The following is a 26,004-nucleotide window of genomic DNA, read 5'->3' as shown; positions in this document are numbered from 1 at the left end:
TTATGAAAAATAAAATATTAAGTCTATTGTTTCTAGTTGCAGTAACATCAATGTTTACCGTGTCTTGTTCAAAAGATATTGCAAAATCAGAAGAAGATTCAGATTATTTAACTTCTGAGATTTTCTTTCAAAATGAATCTTCCTACAAACAATTTTTAGCAAAATTGTATTTGGGTTTAGCTACATCTGGTCAAGGTGGTCCTAACGGTGCTCCAGATATTGCTGGAATTGATGGTGGATTTGGTCAATATTTAAGAGCTTATTGGCAATTAAATGAGATAACAACGGATGAAGCTATTATCGGTTGGGCAGATGGAAACTTACCATCACTAAACAACCATACTTGGGGTTCTAATAATGAATTCATATATGCAATGTTTTCTCGCGGTATGTACCAAGTATCTTTATGCAATGAATTTATCCGTCAAACTTCGGATGATAAATTAGATGGTAGAAATGTAACTGCTGCAACTCGTGCAGAAATTGTTAATTTTAGAGCAGAAGCTCGTTTTTTAAGAGCTTTTTCTTATTGGAATTTGATGGATATGTATGGAAGTATTCCTTTCGTTACAGAAAATGATGCTGTTGGATATTTCTTGCCTCCACAAAAAGACAGAACTTTTATGTTTGATTACATTGTTAGTGAATTAAATACTATTGATGGCGACTTAAAAGCTTCGGGAACTAATGAATATGGAAGAATTGATAAAGTTGCTGGTAAAATGTTATTAGCAAAAATGTACTTGAACGCTCAAGTTTATATCAATCAAGATAAATTTGCAGAAGCAGCTACTGCTTTAGCTCCAGTGTTAAGTTCTACTTACTCTATCAATACTAGTTCAAGTTATGATAAAGTTTTTATGGCAGATAACGATGTGAATGGTTCTCAAACGGAATTTATTTTTCCAATTCGTTTTGATGGTTTAGCTACTCAAACATGGGGGGGTACAACATTTCTTACACATGCTTCGGTAGGAGGATCAATGGATCCTGCTACATCAGGAATCAATAGTGGTTGGGCTGGTTTAAGAACTAGACCAGAACTTGTTGCTAAATTTGCTGGAGATGCTAGAGGTATATTCTATACTAATGGACAAAACTTATCTATTGGTAATGTTGGGAATTTCACAGACGGTTATGCGGTTCAGAAATACAAAAACATTAAGTCAACAGGAGGTCAAGGTTCGGATGCTTCTGGAACATTTGCGGATATTGATTTTCCGATGTTTAGATTGGCAGATGCCTATTTAATGTATGCTGAGTTAGCAGCAAGAGGGCAAGGAAGTACAACTCAAGCGGCTACTTATGTAAATACATTAAGAACTAGAGCTGGTTCTTCTTCTGTTGTTTCTTCAGCTATTACTTTAGATTTCGTTCTAGATGAAAGAGCTCGTGAGTTATACTGGGAAGGACATAGAAGACAAGATTTAATTCGTTTTGGAAAATATACTGGTAGTTCTTATGTATGGCAGTGGAAAGGTAATGCTCAAGCAGGAACAGGAATTGATGATAAATTCAAATTATTCCCAATCCCTTCTCAGGCAATAGGTTCTAACCCAACATTACAACAAAATTCTGGTTATTAATTTTAATAAAAGCTAAAATGAAAAATATATTTAAAATAATACTCTTGACGCTACCTTTTTTAGCAATTTTATCTTGTGAAGACAATAAAGATTTGGTTGTATCGGCAAACGGATTTGAACTTAGAAAAGACGTTACTGTTACTTCTCCTGCTGTTTTAACAGTAGCTACTTCTGCTGATGTTTTTGCGAAGTTTGAATGGGATACAGCCAATAATGGTCCGGCCACAGTTTCAACTTATACTTTACAAGTTTTTGATCATAATGATACATCCTTATCTAATCCAGTTGAGTACACAGGTAACGGTTTGGTAATAACTCCAACTTCCAGAAAAGCTTCGCTAACAGTAGAAGAATTTAATAAATTAATAAATGGTTTACCTAACTATAAATGTAGTGAAATGGATATTGATATACGTATTAAATCGCTTTTAGGAGGTAATGCTGCTAATGCGTTTAGTCAATATTCCAATCTAGTTAATGTGAAAGTTACGGGCTATTCTTTAAAATTGCCTATAATGGCATTTGTAAAAGCTGGAAATACACCAACTTTAGAGCCAAGAGTAGCTGCATCTGCAACAACTTCTAATTCAGATTACGTTGGGTATATGTATTTAGAGGCTGGCAATTATAAATTTTACCAAGCAGATGCTTGTCAGGATTTTACTTCAGCTACGGTTTATGGTGCAGGCGCGACAGCAGGTACTTTGACTTCAGGTGCCAGTGCACCAAGTATTGCAGTAATAACAGCAGGACATTATTTAGTTAAAGCTAATTTATCAAATAACACTTATACTTTATCCCCGTTTACAACCTTTGGAGTATTTGGCGTAGCCACAAGATCAGGACTTGGTACTGGATTTCAAGTTCCGTTTGACTATGATCCTGCTACCAAAACATGGTCTAAAGAAGTTGATTTAATAAAAGGAAGAAAGTTTAAATTTAAATCGAATCTTTGGACAGGAACTTTGGTTGTGCCGGCATTACCAAACCCACCTTATGCTCCAGGAACTGCAACAACATCAGTTTCTATTTTAGGCAAAACTGCTACACCATTTATTTTGGAAGAGAATAGTACTACGGGTCAGGGCGACATAACGGTTCCTGGCACAGATGATGGAACTAGAGATAAGTATAAAATTGTACTTGATTTAAGTAAACCAAGAAGTTATACTTATAAAATGACAAAAATTTAGATGTTAAATAATTAAATATTTATTTCAAGAGCAACTAATTTTAGTTGCTCTTGATATATAAAAACCTTACTATGAAAAGAATTGCTTTAATATTTTGTTTTATTTCCTCTATTGTATTTGCGCAACAAGTAACCATTTCTCCTGCTACATTCAATGTAACGGATCAAATTACAATTACTGTTTCATTCGCAAGTACAACTTGTAATACAATGGGTTCTAACCCAGCCAAAGTATATATTCACTCTGGTGTAGGGACTAACTCAAATCCATGGACGACAGTCATTGGAAATTGGGGGTTGGACGATGGCATAGGCTTGATGACAAACAACGGCAACGGTACTTGGAGCATTACCTTGACGCCTAGTATATATTTTAATCTAACTACTCCTCAACAATCTAGTGTCGCTAGAATGGGAATGGTTTTTAGAAATGCATCGGGTTCGCAAACCTTAAAATTTGCACCAAGTTGTGGTGATTTCTTTTTTAATGTTGGTTATTTTCAAACTACTTTGACAATTCCAACTGAAAATAGCACTACCATTATTGCTTCAGGTGGAAGTAGAAGTATTTCAGCATCCAATACCAATGGCAATGCTAATTACAATTTAAAAGCTAATGGTGTCAGTATTGATGCAGTTTCTAATCAATCTAGTTATAGTTTTAATCACACTAATATTACTTCCAATCAAAATTATGAGTTAGTGATTTCGCAAGGAACGTCAATTCAAACTAAAAAGTTCTCGGTTATTGTAACACCTATAATAGTTTCGCAAGCTATTCCTTCAGGTAATTTGGAAGGAATAAACTACGATGCTACTGATCCAACCAAAGCCACATTAGTTTTAGATGCACCTGGAAAAGACTTTGTATATGTAGCAGGAAGTTTTAACAATTGGCAGCCAGACAATAGCTACGCAATGAAAAAGGATGTTTCAACATCCAAGTTTTGGATTGAATTAACAGGTTTAACTCCCGGAGTAGATTATACCTATCAATATTGGATTGTAGATCAAACTCCCGTAGCCAATTCTCCTGTAATGGTAAAGACAGCCGATCCGTATTCAACTTTAGTATTGTCTTCTTTTGATGACCCTTGGATTTCTTCTGAGGTTTATCCTAATTTACCTCCTTTTCCAACTGCTTCTGGTCAAGACAGAGAAGTTACAGTTTTAAAAACTGGTCAAACCCCTTATGTTTGGAGTAATGCAACGCTTAATTTTGTTAAACCAGAAAAAGAAAAGTTGGTAGTATACGAACTATTAGTTCGAGATTTTGATGCGAAAAAAAGTTATCAAAACTTGATTGATAAAATAGATTATTTTAAAAATTTAAAAATAAATGCTATAGAATTAATGCCTATCATGGAGTATGAAGGAAATGAAAGTTGGGGGTACAATACTGCATTTCATCTTGCCAATGATAAATTTTATGGTACAGCAGACAAATTAAGAGAATTTATTGAGATATGTCATCTAAATGGTATTGCAGTAATTTTAGATGTTGCATTAAATCATGCTTTTGGTAGAAATCCAATGGTTAGAATGTGGATGAATGATTCTGATGGAGACGGATGGGGATCACCATCTTCGGATAATCCCTATTTTAATACTTCGGCAACACATAGTTATAGTGTAGGGAATGATTTTAATCACCAACAAGCAAGGACTAAGACATATGTAAAAAGAGTAATAAAACAATGGATTCAAGAATATAAAATTGACGGTTTTCGTTGGGATTTAACAAAAGGTTTTACCCAAGACTGCCCAACTAATGTTGCTGGAGGACAAGATGCTTGTACCAATGGCTACCATCAAGATAGAGTGGATGTGCTTAAGGAATATGCTGATTATTCTTGGAGTCTAGATCCTTCCCATTATATTATTTTTGAACATTTAGGTATTGATTCAGAAGAGCAACAATGGGCTAATTACAAAATAAATGAATCACCTAGTAAAGGAGTAATGTTGTGGGGTAAGATGACCGACCAATACAATCAATTATCTATGGGTTATAATTCTAATAATAATATAACTAGGATGGGAAATGTTGCGCATGGTTTTTCAGCAAAACGAGTTATCGGATATCCTGAAAGTCATGATGAAGAACGATTGATGTACAAAAATGTAACATTTGGAAATAACACAAACGCTACGCACAATGTTAGAACATTAAATATAGCATTATCAAGAATGTCGGCCATTGCTGCTGTTTCGTTGCTAATTCCTGGACCAAAGATGCTATGGCATTTTGCAGATTTAGGATATGATGATTCTATCTTTACTTGTAATAATGGATCAGTAAATACCAATACGGATGCTATTTCGGGGGACTGTAAACTTGACACAAAACCACAGCGACAATGGGTAAATAATTGGTTAGGCGATACAAATAGAAATACCATCTATAACAATTATGCAAAAATCATAGATTTGAAGAAAAACAATGCTGTTTTTAGTAAAGATTTTACTATAAATTCAGGAACTACATTGGAACCAAAAATCTATATTTATGATGATGCTGCCTCAACTTCAACTTTAAAAAATGTGGTAGTTTTATCCAATTTCAATGTCAGTACAATTAATGTTACGCCAAATTTTCCTTATACAGGAACTTGGTACAATTTGATAGATAATACCCAGCTAACCGTAAACAATGTCACAGATCCAATCAGTATCGAAGCTGGCGGATTTAGAGTATATGGCAACCAACCTTCAAATTTAAGTATAGATGATTTAAGTGCTCTAAGTTATATTAGCTTATCTCCTAATCCATCAAATTACTTTTTTTCAATTAATTTTGATTTGTCAAAAGTGTTCATTTATTCCATAACTGGACAATTAGTGAAATCATTTCAAAATAAATCAAAAACGGATCTTTATGAAATTTCAGATTTGAATAGTGGTTTATATTTAGTAAAAGTATTTGACAATAATAATAATGAAAAAACTTTAAAATTAATTAAACAATAATTGGAGCAAAAAGTATTCGATTTTATATTAAATGTTTATTTTTAAGATAATAAAGTATATATTTATTAACACTATAACGTTTTCGTCATCTTTATTTCTTGACTTTAATTAAAACATTGCAAATAAATTTTAAATTTGCTAGATAAATTTCAAACTTAAAAAAAATCTTTCTTATGAAAACAAAATTACTATTATTATTTGTCATTATCTTGTCAGCGTTCAGTGTTAACGCTCAGAATCCCACTGTAGTTTCAATTACTGGTGAAGCTGTTGGAGGCTGGGGTGATGGACATGATTTTGACATGGTTTCAACTGATGGTGTCAACTGGACATCAACAATTACTGTTGCATCTGCTAATTCTCCAACACCTAATGCTGGGGGTATAAAGTTCAGAGCAGACCATGCTTGGACAATTAGCTGGGGTGATGTTGCATTTCCATCTGGAGTTGCTACTCTAAGTGGGCCTAATATTCAATGTATTTCAGGAACCTATGATGTTACTTTCAATAGTACAACTGGAGAGTATCATTTTGCAGGAGGTGCACCGATTCCAGTGGTTAAGTTAGTTGGTACAGCGGTAACTAATCCTGGGGGATTAGTTTTGAGTACTTTAGATTTAGCTACATTTACTGTGTCAAATGCTACTTTAGTTGCAGGTAATGCTCAGTTTGAAATTGATGGTGTACTATTTGGTGGAACAAGTTTTCCAATAGGTAGTGCATTGAGTAATACAGATTTAATACCAGCTACCGCTGGGTCTTATACCACTATTAGTTTAAATATTACATCGGGAGATTACGTCTTTACGGCTGCACCGTTGTTTCAATTAATTAGTTTAACAGGTGATGCTGTAGGTGGTTGGGGAACTGGTTTTGATTTTGATTTAACTCCAATTGATACAGATAATTATCGTTTAAATGACATTGCTTTATTGGCAGCTAATTGTAAATTTCGTAAAGATCATGATTGGGCTACTACATGGGGTAACGCTGCTTTTCCATCTGGAGTATCAACAGGTAATGATATTGCAGTAACAACTGCTGGTACTTATGATGCCAAATTAAATATTGTAACTGGTGCATATAGTTTTACTTTTCCTCAAATTAGTCTAACAGGTGACGCCGTAGGTGGATGGGGTGACGGTTTTGATTTTGATTTAACTTCAACAGATGGTGTAAATTATTCACGAACTAATGTAGTTATGACAACCGCAAATTGTAAATTCAGACGTGATCATGCTTGGGCAACATCATGGGGTGGCGATGGATTTCCAATTGGTAATCCTGGTGGTGGAGATATTCCAGCAGTGGCAGGAACTTACAATGTTACCTTTAACAACCTAACAAAAGCTTATTCATTTACAGATGCTTTATCCGTAAATCAATTCGATCATAATTCATTTAATTTAGCTCCAAATCCAACTAAAGATGTTTTTTCATTCAATAATGATGTTGCTAAAGTTCAAATTTTTAACATAACAGGTCAATTAGTTAAAACTTTCAATAATGCAGTTGCAAACGAAAGATTATCAATTTTAGAATTAAATCAAGGTATTTATTTCGTAAAAGTTACAGATTCAAACCTAAACGAAAAAACTATAAAATTAATTAAAGAATAATTTTCTTTATTTTTATTAATTAAACCTCTCCATGTGAGAGGTTTTTTTATTTTGTAAAGTGAATAAAAACAAAAAACCCGAATATTTCTATTCGGGTTTCGTGGTACCTCCAGGGATCGAACCAGGGACACATGGATTTTCAGTCCATTGCTCTACCATCTGAGCTAAGGTACCTTGCTAATGCGGGTGCAAATATAGAACGATTTTTAATTTATCCAAAACAATTTTTAAAAAAAATCTATTTGTAACTTTGCATTTCTAAATATCCAATTATGCTTCTAGCCATTGATGTAGGTAATACCCAAATCAAATTAGCTGTATTTGAAGAGAATACGCTTGTTAATAAGAAAATAATCTCCTTTTTTGAATGGAAAAAGGAGGTAGAAAATACTTTGATTTTTTTCTCAGAAATTAAAAATATTGCCGTTGCATCTGTAGGAAAGCTTCAAAAAAGCGATTTTTTAGGACTAAAAGAGGGTATTGAAGTGAGTTTTATCTCTCATGAAAGTAAATTTCCGTTTCAAAATCACTATGAAACGCCAAATACTCTCGGAATTGATAGAATGGTATTAACTTCTGGAGCGGTATTACAGTTTCCAAACCAAAATCGATTGGTAATTGACGCTGGAACTTGCATTACTTATGATTTTGTAGATGAAAATAATGTATATCATGGTGGTGCTATATCCCCGGGTATTCGCTTGCGATACGAATCTTTAAACAATTTTACAGTAAATCTTCCGTTATTAACCATAGATCAACCAAAAAATAGCATAGGGAATTCCACAGAGCAATCAATTCATTCGGGAGTGATAAATGGCATTACTTTTGAAATTGATGGCTTTATTTCCTCTATTTTAAATAAAAATGATAACTTTATCATAATTTTAACGGGAGGAGACGCAGAATTTTTGGCTGAACGATTAAAAAATACCATATTTGCCAATTCAAATTTTCTTTTAGAAAGTTTGAATCAAACATTTCAATACAATCAACAATGATTAAAAAAATTATAGTAAGTATTTGTTTACTTTTTTCTCTGGTATCCTTCGCGCAAGAAGGTACTTCTTCGCCTTATTCTTTTTATGGCATTGGAGATGTTCGTTTTAAAGGAACCATCGAAAATGTTTCAATGGGTGGTATGTCGGTTATTCCAGATAGTATCCACATGAATATTGTTAACCCTGCCATGTATTCTAGCTTGAAATTGACTACTTATGCAATTGGAGGTACCTTTTCAGTTAATAATTTAAAAACTAATTCTCAAAATGAAAAAGCACAACGTACAGCATTAGACTATTTAGCTATTGGTGTTCCGTTGAATAAAATGGGTATTGGTTTTGGATTGATTCCTTATTCTTCTGTTGGATATAATATTAAAAGCAGTTCTACCGATGTAAATTCTATTCGAACAGATAGCTACGATAATGGAAATGGAGGAGTAAATAAAGTGTTTCTTGGTTTTGGTTACCAATTGACTAAAGATTTAAGTATTGGAGCAGATGTGCAATACAATTTTGGAGAAATTAACACTCAAAACATAACTATACGAAATAATGCTAATGGAGTGCCAATTCAATATGCTTCTAAAGAGGTTAATACCTCTATTGCAAATGGAGTTAATTTTAATATGGGCCTTTCCTATAAAACAAAAATTAACAATAAATTAAACTTCTTTTCTAGTGCAACCTATTCGCCAGAGGCAAAATTAAATTTAGGAAACACTAGAACTGTATCCTTAGTGCAAACAATAGGAGGATTAGATGCAGGAACAATTGGAGATCCTGTTGACATAACTGTACCAAGTACTAAATTAAAACTTCCAACCAAATTTACTTTAGGATTTGGTATTGGAGATGTAAAAAAATGGTCAGTTGGCTCTGAGGTAACTTTTCAAAACACTAGTAATTTTGGCAATAGATTTAGTGACATTTCAAATGTTAGTTATGAAAATTCTACTAGATTTACTTTTGGTGGTTATTACATTCCTAATTATAAGTCTTTTTCTAATTACTTTAGTAGAGTTGTATACAGAGGTGGATTTAGATATGAAAATACAGGATTGATTATTAATGGCACAAAAATTATGGATGGCGCTCTAACTTTAGGATTAGGAATGCCATTAAAAGGAGCGTTCTCTAATGTAAATATTGGTTTTGAATTAGGTAATAGAGGAACTAAAAGTGCTGGATTAGTTAGAGAACATTACATGAACTTTAAAGTTGGTTTGTCATTAAATGATAGATGGTTTGTAAAAAGAAAATACGATTAATATAATTCACTTTGGTATGAAAACGAAATTGTTAATTCTGTTTGTTATTGTTTTTAATTCTTTTGCTAAAGCACAAGAGATGAACTGTGAAGAAAAAGAAAAACAATTGATCCAATTTCTAACCGATAATGAAAATAAAAAAGCACTAGACCTTTGGGACCAAGTAAAGCTTTCCTGTCCATCTTACAGTGAAAATATATATATACTAGGAAATAGAGTATTGCAATACCAAATTGAGATTGCAGATTCTAAAGACAAGGAAAGTAAGGTAAATGCGTTGTTGCAATTGTACAACCAATATGATAAATACTTTCCGAATAACAAAAACGGGAATTTCGAGAAAAGAGCAATAGCACTTTTTACCTATAAAGTTGGCACCCCAGAAGTTCTTTATTCTTATTTGAACCAAGCTTTTGAAAAAGAAAAAGAGACCTTTTCTAATTCCCAAGCATTGTATGCTTATTTCGAAATGTATTTTGCAAAATATAAAGAGAACCAATCTACTACTTCTTTAGAAACTCTTTTAGATAAATATTGTGCAGTAAGTTCTTTAGTTACTTCTAACAGTAGAAAATTTCCATTTAAAAAAGAGGAATACCAGCGTGTTAGTTTAGGATTAGATTTGCTGATGCAGAATATTTTGAACAAAGAAAATATTGTTCCTTACGCTCAAAAAAAATTAGAATCCAATACTACGGATACTTCTTGGTTGGAAGCCACTGCCAAAGTCCTTTCGGTTCAATGTAAAAATAGCCCTGTTTTTGAAAGTGTTGCCACTAAATTAAACAATGTAAATCCTACTTCTATTTCAGCATATTATTTAGCTACATATTATTTAAATACCGGAAGTCAAGATAAAGCAATTGAATTTTATAAAAAATCAGCTGAATTAGCAACCGATCTAATGGAGAAAGCAACCACGTATTATTCTATTGCTACTATTTTATCTGATTCCGATAAGGCTACAGCCGAAAAAATGGTGCTTAATGCACTTGAAAATAATCCTTCTAATGGAAGATATTATATTTTCTTGGGGAATTTATATGCTAATAGTGTAAACGAATGTGGTACTAATTCCAACGAGAGAAAAGCTATTTATAAATTAGCATCTAATACGGTATTAAAAGCAACTAGTGTAGAGCCAAGATTGAAGCCTACTGCCGATGCAATGTCAGCAGAATATTTAAAAAAAGCAGCAGTTTTTGATTCTGAATCCAAAGTAAAATCGGCTAAAATTGGCTGTTGGATTCAGCAAACTATCCAGTTCTAAAACATGACCTTCTCTCCTAAAAATAGTTTAATTGTATTTACTACTGCATTTGCAATGTTGGTGTTGTTTTCATGTGAAAGCAATTTTAAAGAAGTACAGAAGTCTAATTTTGCAGAATTTATGCCTAGTGGCGAAGCAGATTCTATCAATATAAAATACACCGATTCGGGTAGAATTAAATCCATTTTAATTAGCCCAAAAATGTTGGATTATGCAACGATTGAATTTCCGTTTACCGAATTTCCAAACGGAATTCATGTAACTTTGTATGATGAAAACGGAAAAAAGACTTTTGTGAATTCTAAATATGCTGTTTCTTTTAAAAATACCGATCTTATCGATTTGCGAGGTGCTGTAAAAATCACTAATGAAACAGGACAAATTTTTGAAACTGAACAACTGTATTTTGATCAAAAAAACGAATGGTTTTACACCGAAAAGTCCTTTAAATTTTCGGATCCAAAAGGCGTTTCTTATGGCGAAGGAGTAGATTTTAGTAAAGATTTTAAAATAATAAATTCTCAAGGAGTTTCCGGAGAAGTAGAAAAACAATAACAATATGAATTACCTTAAAATAACCAAATATATTTACTTGATAATTGGATTTGTAATGGTTTACGACGCCATTTCAAAATGGAACGACGAAACCAAACCTTGGTTAAGTGTTATGCTAGCTGGTTTAGCATTTTTTACGTATTTTTTTAGAACTAAGTTCGCAAAAAAATTTGAAGATAGAGACAAACAGAACAATTCTAAACAATCCTAATGGAAATAGTAGTAATCATTTTATGCTTACTCCTCTGCGCATTCTTTTCTGGAATGGAGATTGCTTTTGTATCTTCTAATAAAATTTATCTTGAAATAGAAAAAAAACAAGATAATTTCCTTTCCAACATTCTTACTAAACTTACCGAAAAACCATCCAAATTTATTGCAACCATGTTGGTTGGAAACAATATTTCTATGGTAGTTTATGGTTTCTTTATGGGAGATTTAGTAATGCATTGGATTCAGAAATTACCCTTTCATTTATTAGAGTTACCTAGCCTGCTTTTGCAAACCGTTATTTCAACCTTAATTGTTTTAATAACTTCAGAGTTTTTGCCAAAAGTTTTTTTTCAGGTATATGCCAATAAGTTGATTAAATATTTTGCAGTTCCAAGCTATGTTTTTTATGTCATTTTCAACTACATATCCACTTTTATCATTTGGATTTCCGATTATATCTTGAAGAAGTTTTTCCATACCGAAGGCGATTACGTGCCTTCCTATTTCAGCAAAGTGGAATTGGGAAATTATATTAATGAACAAATGAGCTCTGTTGAAGATCATGAAAAAATGGATTCCGAAATTCAGATATTTCAAAATGCACTTGAATTTTCAGGAGTAAAAGCTCGAGAAATCATGACGCCACGAACAGAACTTGTTGCTGTTGACATTTATGATTCTATCAATGAATTGAAAGAATTGTTTATCAAAACAGGCTATTCCAAAATTGTAGTTTACCAAAATTCTTTAGATGACATTATTGGGTATGTTCATTCATTTGAATTGTTCAAAAAACCAAAAAGTATTAAATTGGTTATGATTCCTGTAGAATTTATTCCGGAAACAATATTTATTAAAGATGCATTAAATGTACTTACTAAAAAAAGAAAAAGTATTGCTGTGGTGTTAGATGAATATGGAGGCACTTCGGGTATTATTACTATAGAAGATATTATTGAAGAGCTTTTTGGAGAGATCGAAGACGAGCACGATGGCGATGAGAAATTAGTAGAAAAGCAGTTAAACGAAAATACCTATATTTTCTCTGCACGATTGGATGTGGAATATTTAAATCAAGAATATAAATTGGATATCCCCGAAAATGATTCTTATGAAACTTTAGGAGGTTTTATTGTTAATACATCTAAAGAAATCCCTCAAAAAGGAAATGAAATAAGGGTAAATCACTTTCATTTTGTTATTGAAGAAGCTACAAATACCAAAATTGAGGTAGTTAAAATGACCATTTTTAGTCAAGAATAAAAAAAATTAACTATTTATTACAAATTATAGTCATACAATTATTATTATTTCACAGATAATTGTATTTTCGCAAACTGAATTAAAAATTAACATATATAAAAATGGCAGTTTTACAAACAATTAGAAAACGTTCCGGATTACTTTTACTTGCTATTGGGTTTGCTCTATTAGCTTTTGTGGTTCAAGATTTGTTCACCAAAGGATTTAAAAGTCAATCTAAAGATGTAGGAAGTATCAACGGAAAAGATATATCTTTTGATGAATTTAGAATCAAAGTAGCCAATGCTGAAAAAAATGGGCAAAATGGGCAACCAGTAACTCAAATTCAAGCAGCTAACCAAATGTGGGATCAAGAGGTTGCAATTGCTTTGATTTCAGATCAATTTGAAAAAGCAGGAATCCGCACAAGCGAAAACAATATTATTGAAATCTTCAAAAAAGATCCAAATATTGGACAAAACCCAGCGTTTTTAAACCAATTAGGTAAATTTGATTTGGCTAAATTCAAAGAATTTTTCAAAAACAACCCAGAACAAGCTAAAGCTTTTGAAGACCGTCAAAAGGATGCAGAAATTAATGCTAAATACCAAGTTTATAGCACTATGGTTAAAGCTGGTTTGTATGCTACAAATGCAGACGGGAAATTCAAATATAAATTAGAAGCAGACAAAATTAATTTTGATTACGTTTCTGTGTTATATTCTACTATAAAAGATAGCGATGTTAAAATTTCTGACGCAGACATTTTAGATTACATGAAGAAAAACGAGAAAAAATTCAAATCAGAAGAAACTCGTGAAATAGAATACGTTTTAATTGAAAATAAACCATCTGTGAAAGATGAGGCTGAAATGAAAGCTAAAATAAACGGTTTATTATCAGGAAGTGTAGTTTACAATAAAGGTACAGGTATAAACGATACTTTACCAAGTTTTAAATCTGCTACAAATGTTTCTGAATTTATTGCTGAAAACTCCGATAAGCCTTACGATTCTACGTATATAGCTAAACAAGATTTACCTGCAGAACATGCAGATAAATTATTTGCTTTACCAGCAGGTGAAATTTACGGGCCATATATCAACGGAAACTACTATTGTTTATCTAAAGCTATGGGTAAAAAAGCAGGTGATAAAGTAAAATCTAGCCACATATTAATTAGCTGGGTAGGTGCTGAAAGAGCAGCTCCGAAAGAAAAAAGAACAAAAGAACAGGCTAAGGTAAAAGCAGACGCTTTATTAGCTCAAGCAGTAGCAAATCCAGCTATGTTTCAAATGTTAGCTTTTACAAATTCTGAAGATCCTTCAGTACAACAAAATGGAGGAGATATGGGATATATTTCAAGAGAAACTAATTTTGCCAAAGGATTTAAAGATTTCGTTTTCAATAATCCAGTTGGAAAAATTGGTATAGCAGAGACAGAATTTGGATACCATATTATAAATGTAACCGATAAACAAGATGCTATTCGATTAGCTACTGTTGCTCAAAAAATTGAGCCATCGGAAGTTACAAATAACGAAATCTACACTAAAGCAACCAAGTTTGAAATGGATGCTAATAGCAATAAAGATTTTGCTGCTGTAGCAAAAGCTGCTAAATTAACTGTTAATCCAGCTGTAAAAGCTAAAGCAATGGAAGAAGCATTCGGAGCTGCAGGTAATCAAAGACAAATTATCAAATGGGCTTACACAAGCGACACTAATGTTGGTGATGTAAAAAGATTTGAAGTTGTAAACGTAGGTAATATAATTGCTCGTTTGAAAAAAATCAATGAAAAAGGATTAATGACTGTTGAAGATGCTAAGCCATCTGTAGAAGGAATCCTTAAAAATAAAAAGAAAGCAGAAAAAATAATTGCTAAAATGAAAGGTACTTCATTGGAAGCTATTGCTGCTGCAAATGCTACAACGGTTCAAAATGCACCCGCTGCAGCTGTTGAAAATTCTGTTTTAGCAAATGTTGGTGCAGAGCCTAAAGTTGTTGGTGCTGCATTTGGAACTCCAGCAAATAAAATATCTGCTCCAATAGAAGGTAATTCAGGAGTGTATATTGTAAAAGCTAAAGCTGTTACTAAAGCGCCTAAACTTCCTAAATACGATGATTACGTTGCTAAGTTAAAAGCTGCTAATGCACAGTCGGCAGGAAGAGTTTTTCCAGCATTGAAAAATGATGCTAAAATTGACGATAATAGATTAGAATTTTATTAGTAGATTAAAGGTTAATCGATAAATAAAAAAATCCCGTTCTTTAGAGAACGGGATTTTTTGCTTATAAATCTAGACGCATTATAATATCATTTCACTATATGGAATTACAATGGTATAACCTCTTTCTTTAAAATAGTTGGTTGGATTTTCTTTAGATATAGCCAATACAAAATCGCCACCCCAAGCTCCTAGACTTTTTACCACCCCATCGAAATCTTCAAACAGTGCTTCTTGCACGGTAAGTAACTCTAATATCTTGCTCATTTCAATTTCATGTTTTTGCAATGCTAAAGCAAATTCTTTTGCTTCTTTAGAATGTGCAACTGTTGTGGTGATTGCATTGATTTTGATAATTGTGTTTGCAATAATACCTTGTTTTTCAAGATACGAAGCAATCGCTTCTTTGCTACTTTGTTTTTTATTCAGATAAACAAAATATATTTTATTCGTAAAATCTGGATGAAAATCTATCGTTTCCACCACTGGTCTATCCTCTATAAGTTGGTATAGAATCGCCGAATCATTTTGAGCACAGGCAAGGTCATAGCCACTGCCTCCAAAACTGTTTTTAAGCAGTATATAAGCATCTATTTCTAGCCATTGTGCAATATTGTTAATTAGAGTAGAAGAAGTGCCTAGGCCCCAAAATTTAGGAAAAGTCAATTCGGTTGTAATTCTATATCCATTGGCATCGGTAAGAAAATTCGAATTTAATTTATAAGCTTCGTGTAAAATTTCTATCAAGGTATTTTTGATATTGTGTATTTCAGCAAATTTTTCCTTTTCAATAATTGAAGTAAATGAAATAGTTTCTTCAAACCAAACACTACCATCATGGTCGTAGCTTTTCCAGTGAATTAGATTATTATTAGATTCTTCAACGATTAGGTTTTGCCCAAATTTTGTTGGCAATGCTAAAGCCTTGGCGCCATCCAATACTACATATTCACCTGTAATTAATAATTTTCCGTTGCTGTAGAATGTTTTTTTCATAGTCCTTGTGAGTATCGAAGCAATCGTATCAATTGTTTTCCAACTCCATCAGAATTTTCAACTCTGACGATTTAAAAATGTTTCTAATTTACTTTCTTAAATTTTCAATTAAATCAACCACAGAAGAATGGGATACTGTGTTTTGCTCAAAATATTTTGCAATTGCTTTTCGTTCTTCAGTAGTGGCTTGGTATTGGTTTAGAATATTATTTAAGTGCATTTTCATGTGGCCTTCTTGAATTCCAGTAGTGGTTAAAGAACGTAATGCGGCAAAGTTTTGAGCTAATCCTGTTACTGCTACTAATTGCATTAATTCATGAGCCGATGGTTTTCCTAATATTTCTAAAGCCATTTTTACTAAAGGATGTAAAGAAGTTAGGCCGCCAACGGTTCCTAATGCTAACGGAATTTCCATCCAAAACGTGAAAATACCATTTTCTATTTTGGCGTGCGAAAGGCTAGAATATTTACCGTTTCTAGAGGCATAGGCATGAACACCTGCTTCTACAGCACGGAAATCATTTCCAGTTGCCAACACTACAGAATCTACACCATTCATAATTCCTTTATTATGGGTAACCGCTCTAAATGGTTCTATTTCGGCAATGGAAACTGCTTGCACAAATTTCTCGGCAAATTCTTGCGGATATTCTATTTTTTTTTCTGTTAAATCTTCTACTTTACAAGAAACTTCAGCGCGAACAATACAATTTGGAACATAATTAGAAAGAATGCTCATTACTACCTGAAGATTTTTTTCTTCCTTGGTAAACGATTCCATTTCTTGGGCTTCTTCTTTTAAGGTTGTAGCCAATTGTTCCAAACACGAATTGATAAAATTGGCACCCATGCTGTCTTTGGTTTCAAAAGTAACATGCAGTTGGAAATAGTTTTCTAATTCTTCGGTTTTATTACGGAGTTCTATATCTAAAATTCCACCACCTCTTTTTTGCATGTTTTTGGTAATGCTCTCGGTGGCAGTAAAGAATTTGGGTTTTATTTGAATAAAAAAAGCTTCTAATTTTGCAACATCCCCAGTATAAATAAAATGTACTTGCCCAATTTTTTCAGAACTCAATACGGAAGTTTTAAATCCACCACGGGTACTCCAATATTTAGCCGATTTAGCCGCAGCAGCTACTACCGAACTTTCCTCAATTACCATCGGAATAGAATAGTATTTTCCGTTTACCAAAAAATTGGGAGCAATACCCATCGGAAGGTAAAAATTGCTTATGGTGTTTTCAATAAATTCATCATGAAGTTGCTGTAATTTAATATCTGCATTCCAATATTGTTTTATTGTAATAATAGCTTCTTCCGGATTAGAGAAATAGGTAGTGGCAATCCAATTGATTTTTTCTTCTTTGGATAATTTGGAAAATCCTGATACTGCTTTGTTCATCATACTTTTATCTTGATTGCAAATATATAAAATACACATTGAAATTATAGTGTTGTAAAAGTAATAAACGAGGATAACAATACATTGCTATCAAAACAAAAATGCATTATCCATGTTTAAAAATCTCTTTTACGGTTTCTTCATAATTTCGGATGCTCTTTGCTTTTTTGATATTTTTAGCAACTTTATGTGGATTGGAAAAAGTAGTTGAAAAATATTCCCACAAATGGTGCATCTTTAATAAGATGTGCGTGGCACCTGATAAAGACTCACTATATCCTTGATAAAGTGTTTCATGAAATTCGCTGAATAATTCCATTTTGTTTTTCGGGTATTCTAAAGTATCGCTTTTAATCCTACTTGGTAAAAAAGGATCCGAAATTAACCCTCTACCAATCATCCAATGATCTATGGTAGGAAATCGCTCTTGCATTTCTCTAAATTTAGATACCGTAGTAATATCGCCATTGTAATACAACTTGTGTTTGGTGTTGTCAATGCATTGTTGAAAGGCGTCTAAATGAACACCTCCTTTATACAGTTGTTTCCCTATACGGGCATGAATAGCAATATTTTTTATTGGATAGGTATCTAAAATTGGTAGAACATTAAGAATTTCATCGGTAGTATCATATCCCAAACGCATCTTCATGGATACTATGATATCCGATTCGGAATGTACTTTATCTAAAATAGCATTAATTTTTTCAGAATCACTAATCAATCCAGACCCCATTCCGCATTTGGTAACCATAGGATAGGGACAGCCCAAATTCCAATTCAATTCTTTGTAGCCAAGTTCCTGAACATATTTTGCCACAAATAAAAACTCCTCAGCATCATTGGTTATTATTTGAGGAATAACCTCTAAAGAGGAATTGTTTTCCGGAAGTAAATCTCGTTCATAAGAGGATTTTATTATCAACTTTCCATTCAAGCGGATGTAAGGCGAATAGTAGGTGTCAATTCCGCCAAAATACTTGTTTAAGGCATTTCTAAATCGGAAGTCGGTAAATCCTTGTAAAGGTGAAGATAGTAGTGTGTAGCTCATGAAATTGGATGTAATGCAAACTTAATACTCTTTTACTAAGTTATGGGTTTTTGATGGATTTATTTTAGAATAAATACTTTTCAACTTACTGATTTATATCATATTTTTTGCGGTAGATTCTTTGTAATTTTAGAGTATAAAAATTAAAAGATATGAAACAGATAGTTCCCGTGTCAACCATAATGACCAAAAATGTAGTTAAGTTGCATTTGAGTGATGATTTAACTAAAGCAGAAAGTTTGTTTAAAAAACACCACATCCGGCATATCCCGGTAGTAAATGGAAATCTTATTGTTGGGATGTTGAGTTATACCGATTTGCTTCGAATTTCGTTTGCCGATGCTATAGATGAAGAAGAACAAGAAATTGACGTTACCGTTTATAATATGTTTTCAGTAGAGCAAGTTATGGCAAAAAATATTGTTAAAGTAGCTCCTGAAACGAGTATTAAAGAAGTTGCTCAAATCTTGTCTAAAAGTGAATTTCATGCTTTGCCAATTGTAGAAGGCGATTTGCTTGTAGGAATTGTCACCACCACCGATTTAATAAAATATTTATTAGAACAATACTAAAAAAGAAATGCTCCATCAGGAGCATTTTTTATAGGGAAGTGATTTTCTTTAAATCGCTTATAGTGGCAATTGGATCTTCGGCTTTAAAGACATAATTTCCTGCTACCAATACATCGGCACCAGCCTGAACTAAAGCAACCGCATTTTTGTTGGTAACTCCGCCGTCAATTTCAATAATTGTAGAAGCGTTATGGCGAACAATCATTTCTTTTAAGTCTTTTATTTTTTTGTACGTATTTTCTATAAAAGATTGACCTCCAAAACCTGGGTTTACACTCATGATACAAACCATGTCGATGTCTTTGATTACATCTTCTAATAGACTAATATTGGTATGCGGATTTAATGCAACTCCTGCTTTCATGCCTTCGGCTTTGATGGCTTGCAGTGTTCTATGAAGATGGGTGCACGCTTCGTAATGCACGGTAAGGATGTTAGATCCCAAGGCAGCAAAGGTCTTGATGTATCTATCGGGATCAACAATCATTAAATGCACATCGATAGTTTTCTTGGCGTGTTTGGAAATGGCTTCTAAAACTGGCATTCCAAAAGAGATATTCGGAACAAAAACGCCATCCATAATGTCAATGTGAAACCAATCGGCTTCACTGGAATTGATCATCTCGATGTCGCGTTGTAAATTGGCAAAATCTGCCGCTAGTACAGATGGTGCAATCAGGGTATTTTTACTCATTGTGTAGTTGTTTTGGCAAAGGTAAAATATTTAGTTCAATTGAATGAATAAAAAGGAAACACGAATTGCACTAATTTTCACTAATTATTTTGGATTGAAATGGATTACACAAATTTTTAACAGCCTTTGGCAGATTTGAAATGATTTGTCTTTTTCAAGTTCTGGAGAATTGTAAACGTGTTGCGTGAAGGATAGGAGCGATATCCTTTTGTGGAACGTAGTGGAACAAAAGATAAAGCGGATAGCCTGACCCGAAGGGGCACGCCCAAAAAATAAAACTCTGGACACCCGAGCGCAACGAACATACTGGAGTTTTATTTGCCACGCAAAAAATAAAACTCCGGACACCCGAGCGCAGCGAACAGACTGGAGTTTTATTTGCCATGCAAAAAATAAAACTCCGGACACTCGAGCGCAGCGAACAGACTGGAGTTTTATTTGCCCCGCAAAAAATAAAACTCCGGACACTCGAGCGCAGCGAACAGACTGGAGTTTTATTTGCCCCGCAAAAAATAAAACTCCGGTAATCAGCCGGAGTTTCAATCATCAATCAAAAAACGAACAGTTTTGAAGCTGTTGTTACTTTTATTAAATTCCAAAAGTAAAAATTCCAAATTCCAATGGTTGGAATTTGGAATTTATGTATTGGAATTTATCCTAAATAAGTTTTCAAGATTTTACTTCTTGAAGTATGTTTTAATCTGCGGATTGCTTTTTCTTTAATTTGACGAACACGTTCGCGAGTTAGGTCGAAAGTTTCTCCGATTTCTTCTAATGTCATTGGGTGTTGATCGCCTAGACCAAAGTACAAACGAACTACGTCGGCTTCTCTTGGAGTTAGGGTTTCAAGTGAACGTTCGATTTCTGTACGTAACGATTCATGAATTAATTCACGGTCAGGATTTGGAGATTCACCAGAACGTAAAACGTCGTATAGGTTTGAATCTTCTCCTTCTACAAGAGGCGCATCCATAGATAAGTGACGACCAGAGTTTTTCATAGACTCTTTTACATCATTTACGGTCATGTCTAGTTCTTTGGCAATTTCTTCAGCAGAAGGTGGTCTTTCGTTAGATTGCTCTAATAAAGCGTACATTTTGTTGATTTTATTGATAGAACCAATTTTGTTTAATGGCAAACGAACGATACGAGATTGTTCGGCAAGTGCTTGAAGAATCGATTGACGAATCCACCAAACGGCATAGGATATAAATTTGAATCCACGAGTTTCATCAAAACGTTGTGCTGCTTTGATTAAACCTAAGTTTCCTTCGTTAATTAAATCGGGAAGTGTAAGTCCTTGATTTTGATATTGTTTTGCTACAGAAACCACAAAACGCAAATTGGCTTTAGTTAGTTTTTCTAAAGCTTTTTGATCTCCGGCTTTAATCTTTTGAGCCAATTCTACCTCTTCGTCGGCAGTAATCAAATCTACTTTTCCAATTTCTTGTAGGTATTTGTCTAAGGAAGCAGTTTCACGGTTGGTAACCTGCTTGGTGATTTTGAGCTGTCTCATTGTTTTTATCCTTTACATTAAAGTGTTCGGGTAGTTATACGTTGTGAGTTATAAAAAAGTTACAAAAAAGTATTTATTTATTTTCTTTATTTTGAAATATGAAATGTGTTAAACATTTAGTTCTTTTTTCAATTTGCAATGCGCTATTTTTTTTTACTCTAAAATATTATTTAACATAGAAGTTGTATTAATAAATTGATCTTCTAATTCAGGAAGAATTATCTCCATAGAATCTTCTATGTTCTTATTTCTTTTGGAGTTGTCAATCATACTTTTTTTAATAGAATTTGACGTCTTTAGTTCTCTTTTTTTAAATGGAACTCCTTTTTTTCTTTTTGCGATTGTCATGATTTTAATTTTTAAAATGGTTACTGATTGATTTTTTTATTTCAAGTGGTTTATTCGTAATTTCTTTTTTGTTTTTGCCAAAATGATTTTCCATAACGAGTCGCGCTATTAAATAACTTATTGTTGATTCAGAACCTTGATTGAGATTAATGTAATGGTCTTCTAAGCCATCATAACAACCGCCGGTGCAAGGATTGTAGATGATTTTATTTAAATGATTATTACCAAGAAACCAACTGAAAGCAGTTTTCATTTTTTGTTTGTAATCGGCCTCCTTAGTAACTTCATAAAACTTGCTTAATGCAATTATGGTATAGGCCACATCAATGGGTTGTTCGCCACCATTTTTTTTGAAATTAATTTCCTCACCATTATTTAGCCAACCCTGATTAGAAATAACTTTGATTGTACCGTTTCTATAAATTTTAGAAATTAAAAAGTTAAACGATCTTAGTGCAATTTCTTTATACCTTGTTTCTTTTGTGGTTAGAAAAGCACATAGTATAGCTTCGGGCAATATGCTGTTTCCATAAGTAAGATAACTTTCAAACCATTGCCATTCATCATTGGCTTCGTGTTTGTACATTTTAACCAATCTATCGGCCAATTGTTTTATTAGGAGAATGTTATTTGAAGAATTTCGATTTAAATTGGAATAATAAATTCCTTTTATAATAAATCCCATAGCTCTTGTAGAATGAATTTGAGGAGCATTAATTAGTGTTTTTTGCATTAATTCTTCGGCATTATTAACCATTTTAAATGGTAATAATTCTCCAATTGAAATTAGGTATCCTAATGCCCAAATTGCTCTTCCGTTAGAATCTTCAAGGTTTTCATCCAGATTTTGTTCTGTAAATTTTTTATTTCCATCTACATAATTTAAAAAATAGCTTTCCTCTTGAAGGCAATGCTCTATAAAATTAAAGTAGAGGGCAATGAACTCTAAATCATTTTTATCATTGGTTAATTTGTAATGTTGGCACATTGCAATTAAGGCTCTCGCATTGTCATCCAGAGTATAGCCAGAATTTATATCGGGTTTATTAATTACTGAAAATTGTATGATTCCAAAATCAGTAGTCATTCTTTTTAAATGATTTAGATTTATTTCAGGGGTTTTAAATTTTAAGGAGATTTTTTCTTTATTCGAATTTTCAAATAATTTGGCATGCGCAATAGCAGAATTTTCCCAAACCGTTGGAGCCATAACATGCAAACCGTTTAAACTAATGCTATGCCGTAATGGATCATCCTTAAATAAAAGATTGACATTTTCGGATAACTGAACGGAATTTTCAAAGTCGATAATTATTCCGGTGCCATTTTTTAATACTTCGCGGGCATGTGGAATAGGAGTGGAGATAATTGGGCATCCACAACTAATGGCATAAGAAAACGTGCCACTTACTGCTTGATTTGGATCTTTGGAGGTAAATAAATAAATATCGGTAAGTTGTAAATAATTTAACAATTCCGAAAGGGATACGTATTCATTTACAAACTGTACATGATCTACTATTTGCAAATTTGTAATTATTTCTTCCAAACCATCTCTGTATTTTTCGCCTTCTTCTTTTACTACCGTTGGATGTGTTTTTCCAATAATAAGAAACAATACTTCAGGGTTTTCTTTAATTATGGAAGGCATTGCATTGAGGGTTGTTTCAATACTTTTACCAGAACTTAATAATCCAAATGTAGAGAGTACTTTTCTTCCGTTTAAATGGTATTTATTTTTTAGTATTTCTTTGTCTAAATGTTCTACTAAATGAGTTCCGTGCGGAATTACAGTAATTTTTTCATGTGCAATTAAATAATGATCTTCTAAAATGGTTTTGGAAGTTTGTGTCATCACAATAACTCCTGTGCTATATTGTGCCATTTTTTGAACATAATTTTGAATTTCTTCCTTTGGCTCTGGTAACACCGTGTGAAACGCGATTAAGATTGATTTTTTTATTTTTTTCAGAAGTTGAAGCAAATCTTTTTCATTACCTCTAAACAATCCAAATTCATGCTGAAGGATTACTATTGCTATGCTTTTATCTTTATTAATTTCTTTTCTTAGTTTTTTATAGGAATCTTTACACCCAGTTTCTAGTACATAATTTACTTCATTCCCGTAGGTGTGATTTCCATTTTCTAAGGCGCAAATTTTGATATCAAACGATTTCTTAAACTTATTATTTAATGATTTTATCAAATCTTGAGAATAGGTTGCAATACCACATTCTCTGGGAGGATAAGTGGTTATAATCAAAATTTTAGGCACTTTCTTATCTTTAAATAGCACCTTTTTTTGATTTGTGTTACTAGGTTTTATTTTTGTGTCTGCCCAATTAAAATTGTGTTTACTTATTTTTAATTTATTTATCATTGGTAATAGCATTAAATAGTAATTCTTTTAAAAGTTCGGATAAGGATACGGAGGCACATCCTATTTTTTCATCGGCAGCACCATAATATATGTAGAGGATATCCCCTCGAACAATTGCTCCTGTTGGAAAGCATATATTATTCACTGTTCCGTGTAATTCCCAATCAAGTTCGGGCTTAAATAAAGCATACGGTAATCGAGCAATTTCTTTTTCGGGATGGTTCAATTCTAGTAGTGCAGCACAGGCGCAATAAACATATCCGTTTACAGAGTCATGAACTCCATGGTATATAAGCAGCCATCCATATTCGGTTTCAATGGGAGGGCAGCCACCACCTAAATAACTTATTTCATGTTCGTAGATAGGAGATATTAAAATATGGTCTGTAAACTGCAAAAAAATAGTTTCCCAAAAATTATGGGTAAGTTCACTTAAATCTTGAACAGAAATGATTTGAATATCGGGCTTTATGCGATGAAGAAAGTAGAATTTACCATTTATTTTTCTAGGAAAAAGAATTACATTTTTATCCCAAACCAATATTTTTTTACCCTCAATTTCAGGAACAATATATTTTCCGTTGAAGCGATAATATTTTTCATTTAGCTCTCCTCTTGATTCTGCTAAGTGTTTAAATTCTTCATAAGAATATTGAGGAGTAATTAATCCGCGTTTTTCCCAATGCACTAAATCTTTCGAAGTTGCTAAGGCTCCCATGGCATTTATCCCGTCATTTGCCGTATAGGTAAGATAATATAAATCATCAATTTTAACAATCCTTGGATCTTCAACTCCCTGTTTTTCGTACTCAAACTGTGGATAAATAACAGGAATTTCGGAACGATTTTCGGCAATCAACCCATCTTTTAAAGTACAATGTCCAATACTGGAATAATTGCCATCTTTTATAGCTCTATAAAAAGCATGAACAGTGTTGTCTATCTCTATAACTGCAGGATTTAAAACTCCTTCGTCTTCAAAACCTTGAGTTGTTTTCTCCAGGATAACTCCCTCCTTTTTAACGGTTAACATAATTCACTTTCTTTTATATTATTTAAAAAAGCATTAAGTGGTAGGTAAAGAAATGAAATGGAGCTTTATTCTTTCTCAATAAATCCTTCGGCAATCATCTTTTTATGAATAGTGCAAGCTATTTCATCGGTTAATTTTGAAACCCCTTCTGGATTATACGTTTCCGTAATTCCAGACCATATTAATTTATCTTCATCGATAGAATAAAGCAAAGTCTCAATTACAAATTTTTTAGTTACAACATAGTATCCCGGAGTACTATAATAAATCCAATTTCTGTGGTAGTATCTTCCGAAATTCGCATAATAGTTAGGATACATATAATTTTGACCGGGTACATAAACGTTTTCTTTATCAACATCAATGAGTCTCATGGTTATGGCGGCGTTAAACCCATCGGTTTTCATTCTTTTTCTTAATTCAACATCATCCATATTGGCACTAGTTCCATCTAAATAGGTGTAAGAGGTTACCCCTTTTCCATGCAGATAGTCTACCATTTCATCTTCTGCTTTTCGTCGGTTGGTTTCATTTTTTAAAAGGGCAACTACCAGTACTTTATTCCATTGATTGCTATGAATTTGGGTATTTGGATCTCTCCAACTATTTATAATTGTTGTTGAAGAGCAAGAAATAAGTAAGAAAGGAAGTAACAATAATATTTTCAATAATATATTTTTCATGATTTTTGTTTTAGTAAGTTTAAAATAAAAGAGGATGTGCAAACACATCCTCTTAAATCTTAATTACAAATAGAGATATAGCTTAAGTAAAAATTATTTTTTAATACAGCTGTTTATTTCATTGTTGATTAAAAATATTTTTAGGATTTCTATTCAATAATAATATATAACATTGATGA

At 32.9% G+C, this 26,004-nt stretch carries 21 protein-coding genes and 1 tRNA gene; 12 read left to right on the top strand and 10 right to left on the bottom strand.

Annotated features, from left to right (window positions below):
* Positions 1-2 precede the first annotated feature (2 nt).
* From ACIQ2J_RS11050 to ACIQ2J_RS11035, 4 genes are all read left to right on the top strand, one after another.
* Positions 3-1,586, top strand: a complete 1,584-nt coding sequence (locus ACIQ2J_RS11050; protein ID WP_396169693.1) for a RagB/SusD family nutrient uptake outer membrane protein — start codon at positions 3-5, stop codon at positions 1,584-1,586.
* Between the two features lie 17 nt (positions 1,587-1,603).
* Positions 1,604-2,779, top strand: a complete 1,176-nt coding sequence (locus tag ACIQ2J_RS11045) for a SusE domain-containing protein (protein ID WP_396169691.1) — start codon at positions 1,604-1,606, stop codon at positions 2,777-2,779.
* Positions 2,780-2,850: 71 nt separating this feature from the next.
* Complete coding sequence (locus ACIQ2J_RS11040; RefSeq protein WP_396169689.1) at positions 2,851-5,748, top strand: alpha-amylase family glycosyl hydrolase; 2,898 nt, start codon at positions 2,851-2,853, stop codon at positions 5,746-5,748.
* A gap of 173 nt (positions 5,749-5,921) precedes the next feature.
* Positions 5,922-7,367 (top strand): T9SS type A sorting domain-containing protein, encoded by a 1,446-nt coding sequence (locus ACIQ2J_RS11035; RefSeq protein WP_396169687.1) that lies wholly within the window; start codon positions 5,922-5,924, stop codon positions 7,365-7,367.
* 101 nt (positions 7,368-7,468) lie between these two features.
* Here ACIQ2J_RS11035 and ACIQ2J_RS11030 read toward each other — a convergent pair.
* Positions 7,469-7,541, bottom strand: a tRNA-Phe gene (locus ACIQ2J_RS11030).
* A gap of 98 nt (positions 7,542-7,639) precedes the next feature.
* Here ACIQ2J_RS11030 and ACIQ2J_RS11025 point away from each other — a divergent pair.
* The 7 genes from ACIQ2J_RS11025 (at position 7,640) to ACIQ2J_RS10995 (ending at position 15,150) form a co-directional block, all read left to right on the top strand.
* The gene (locus tag ACIQ2J_RS11025; RefSeq protein WP_396169685.1) at positions 7,640-8,368 is read left to right on the top strand and encodes a type III pantothenate kinase; all 729 of its coding nucleotides are present in this window, start codon (positions 7,640-7,642) and stop codon (positions 8,366-8,368) included.
* Entirely contained in the window at positions 8,365-9,639 is a 1,275-nt protein-coding gene (locus ACIQ2J_RS11020) for a hypothetical protein (protein WP_396169683.1), read from the top strand. Before ACIQ2J_RS11025 ends, ACIQ2J_RS11020 begins: the two co-directional genes overlap by 4 nt.
* 16 nt (positions 9,640-9,655) lie before the next feature.
* The gene (locus tag ACIQ2J_RS11015; RefSeq protein WP_396169681.1) at positions 9,656-10,909 is read left to right on the top strand and encodes a tetratricopeptide repeat protein; all 1,254 of its coding nucleotides are present in this window, start codon (positions 9,656-9,658) and stop codon (positions 10,907-10,909) included.
* A 3-nt stretch (positions 10,910-10,912) separates the two neighbouring features.
* Complete coding sequence (gene lptC / locus ACIQ2J_RS11010; protein WP_396169680.1) at positions 10,913-11,464, top strand: LPS export ABC transporter periplasmic protein LptC; 552 nt, start codon at positions 10,913-10,915, stop codon at positions 11,462-11,464.
* A gap of 4 nt (positions 11,465-11,468) precedes the next feature.
* A complete protein-coding gene (locus ACIQ2J_RS11005; RefSeq protein WP_396169678.1) occupies positions 11,469-11,675 on the top strand; it encodes a hypothetical protein in 207 nt (68 codons plus the stop codon).
* Positions 11,675-12,940, top strand: coding sequence for a hemolysin family protein (locus tag ACIQ2J_RS11000; protein ID WP_396169676.1), 1,266 nt, complete (start codon positions 11,675-11,677; stop codon positions 12,938-12,940). Before ACIQ2J_RS11005 ends, ACIQ2J_RS11000 begins: the two co-directional genes overlap by 1 nt.
* Before the next feature lie 101 nt (positions 12,941-13,041).
* Positions 13,042-15,150, top strand: coding sequence for a peptidylprolyl isomerase (locus ACIQ2J_RS10995; protein WP_396169674.1), 2,109 nt, complete (start codon positions 13,042-13,044; stop codon positions 15,148-15,150).
* 78 nt (positions 15,151-15,228) lie between these two features.
* Here ACIQ2J_RS10995 and ACIQ2J_RS10990 read toward each other — a convergent pair whose 3' ends face one another.
* From ACIQ2J_RS10990 to ACIQ2J_RS10980, 3 genes are all read right to left on the bottom strand, one after another.
* Positions 15,229-16,143, bottom strand: a complete 915-nt coding sequence (locus ACIQ2J_RS10990) for a GYDIA family GHMP kinase (protein WP_396169671.1) — start codon at positions 16,141-16,143, stop codon at positions 15,229-15,231.
* An 88-nt stretch (positions 16,144-16,231) separates the two neighbouring features.
* Entirely contained in the window at positions 16,232-17,548 is a 1,317-nt protein-coding gene (locus ACIQ2J_RS10985; RefSeq protein WP_396169725.1) for a hydroxymethylglutaryl-CoA reductase, degradative, read from the bottom strand.
* Positions 17,549-17,654: 106 nt separating this feature from the next.
* On the bottom strand, positions 17,655-18,599 hold the full coding sequence (locus tag ACIQ2J_RS10980; RefSeq protein ID WP_396169669.1) for a tRNA dihydrouridine synthase: 945 nt from the start codon (positions 18,597-18,599) through the stop codon (positions 17,655-17,657).
* Between the two features lie 152 nt (positions 18,600-18,751).
* On the opposite strand from ACIQ2J_RS10980, the gene ACIQ2J_RS10975 reads away from it, so the two are divergent.
* The gene (locus ACIQ2J_RS10975; protein ID WP_396169667.1) at positions 18,752-19,171 is read left to right on the top strand and encodes a CBS domain-containing protein; all 420 of its coding nucleotides are present in this window, start codon (positions 18,752-18,754) and stop codon (positions 19,169-19,171) included.
* A gap of 28 nt (positions 19,172-19,199) precedes the next feature.
* Here ACIQ2J_RS10975 and rpe read toward each other — a convergent pair whose 3' ends face one another.
* The 6 genes from rpe to ACIQ2J_RS10945 form a co-directional block, all read right to left on the bottom strand.
* On the bottom strand, positions 19,200-19,865 hold the full coding sequence (gene rpe, locus ACIQ2J_RS10970) for a ribulose-phosphate 3-epimerase (RefSeq protein WP_396169664.1): 666 nt from the start codon (positions 19,863-19,865) through the stop codon (positions 19,200-19,202).
* A 652-nt stretch (positions 19,866-20,517) separates the two neighbouring features.
* Positions 20,518-21,381, bottom strand: a complete 864-nt coding sequence (locus ACIQ2J_RS10965) for an RNA polymerase sigma factor RpoD/SigA (protein WP_007137700.1) — start codon at positions 21,379-21,381, stop codon at positions 20,518-20,520.
* Positions 21,382-21,534: 153 nt separating this feature from the next.
* Positions 21,535-21,729, bottom strand: a complete 195-nt coding sequence (locus tag ACIQ2J_RS10960; RefSeq protein ID WP_396169661.1) for a hypothetical protein — start codon at positions 21,727-21,729, stop codon at positions 21,535-21,537.
* 4 nt (positions 21,730-21,733) lie between these two features.
* Positions 21,734-24,109 carry a glycosyltransferase gene (locus tag ACIQ2J_RS10955; RefSeq protein ID WP_396169659.1) on the bottom strand — a complete coding sequence of 792 codons (2,376 nt, stop codon included), beginning with the start codon at positions 24,107-24,109 and terminating at the stop codon, positions 21,734-21,736.
* Positions 24,099-25,142 (bottom strand): pesticidal protein Cry7Aa, encoded by a 1,044-nt coding sequence (locus ACIQ2J_RS10950; protein WP_396169656.1) that lies wholly within the window; start codon positions 25,140-25,142, stop codon positions 24,099-24,101. The genes ACIQ2J_RS10955 and ACIQ2J_RS10950 overlap by 11 nt, the downstream gene beginning before the upstream one ends.
* A 65-nt stretch (positions 25,143-25,207) precedes the next feature.
* A complete protein-coding gene (locus tag ACIQ2J_RS10945) occupies positions 25,208-25,825 on the bottom strand; it encodes a hypothetical protein (protein WP_396169654.1) in 618 nt (205 codons plus the stop codon).
* Between the last annotated feature and the right edge of the window lie 179 nt (positions 25,826-26,004).

The sequence above is a fragment of the Flavobacterium sp. genome (genome assembly GCF_044357305.1).
Classification (GTDB): domain Bacteria; phylum Bacteroidota; class Bacteroidia; order Flavobacteriales; family Flavobacteriaceae; genus Flavobacterium.
Note: the sequence above shows the minus strand (reverse complement) of the source record. Positions and strands in the feature narration are given on the sequence as shown.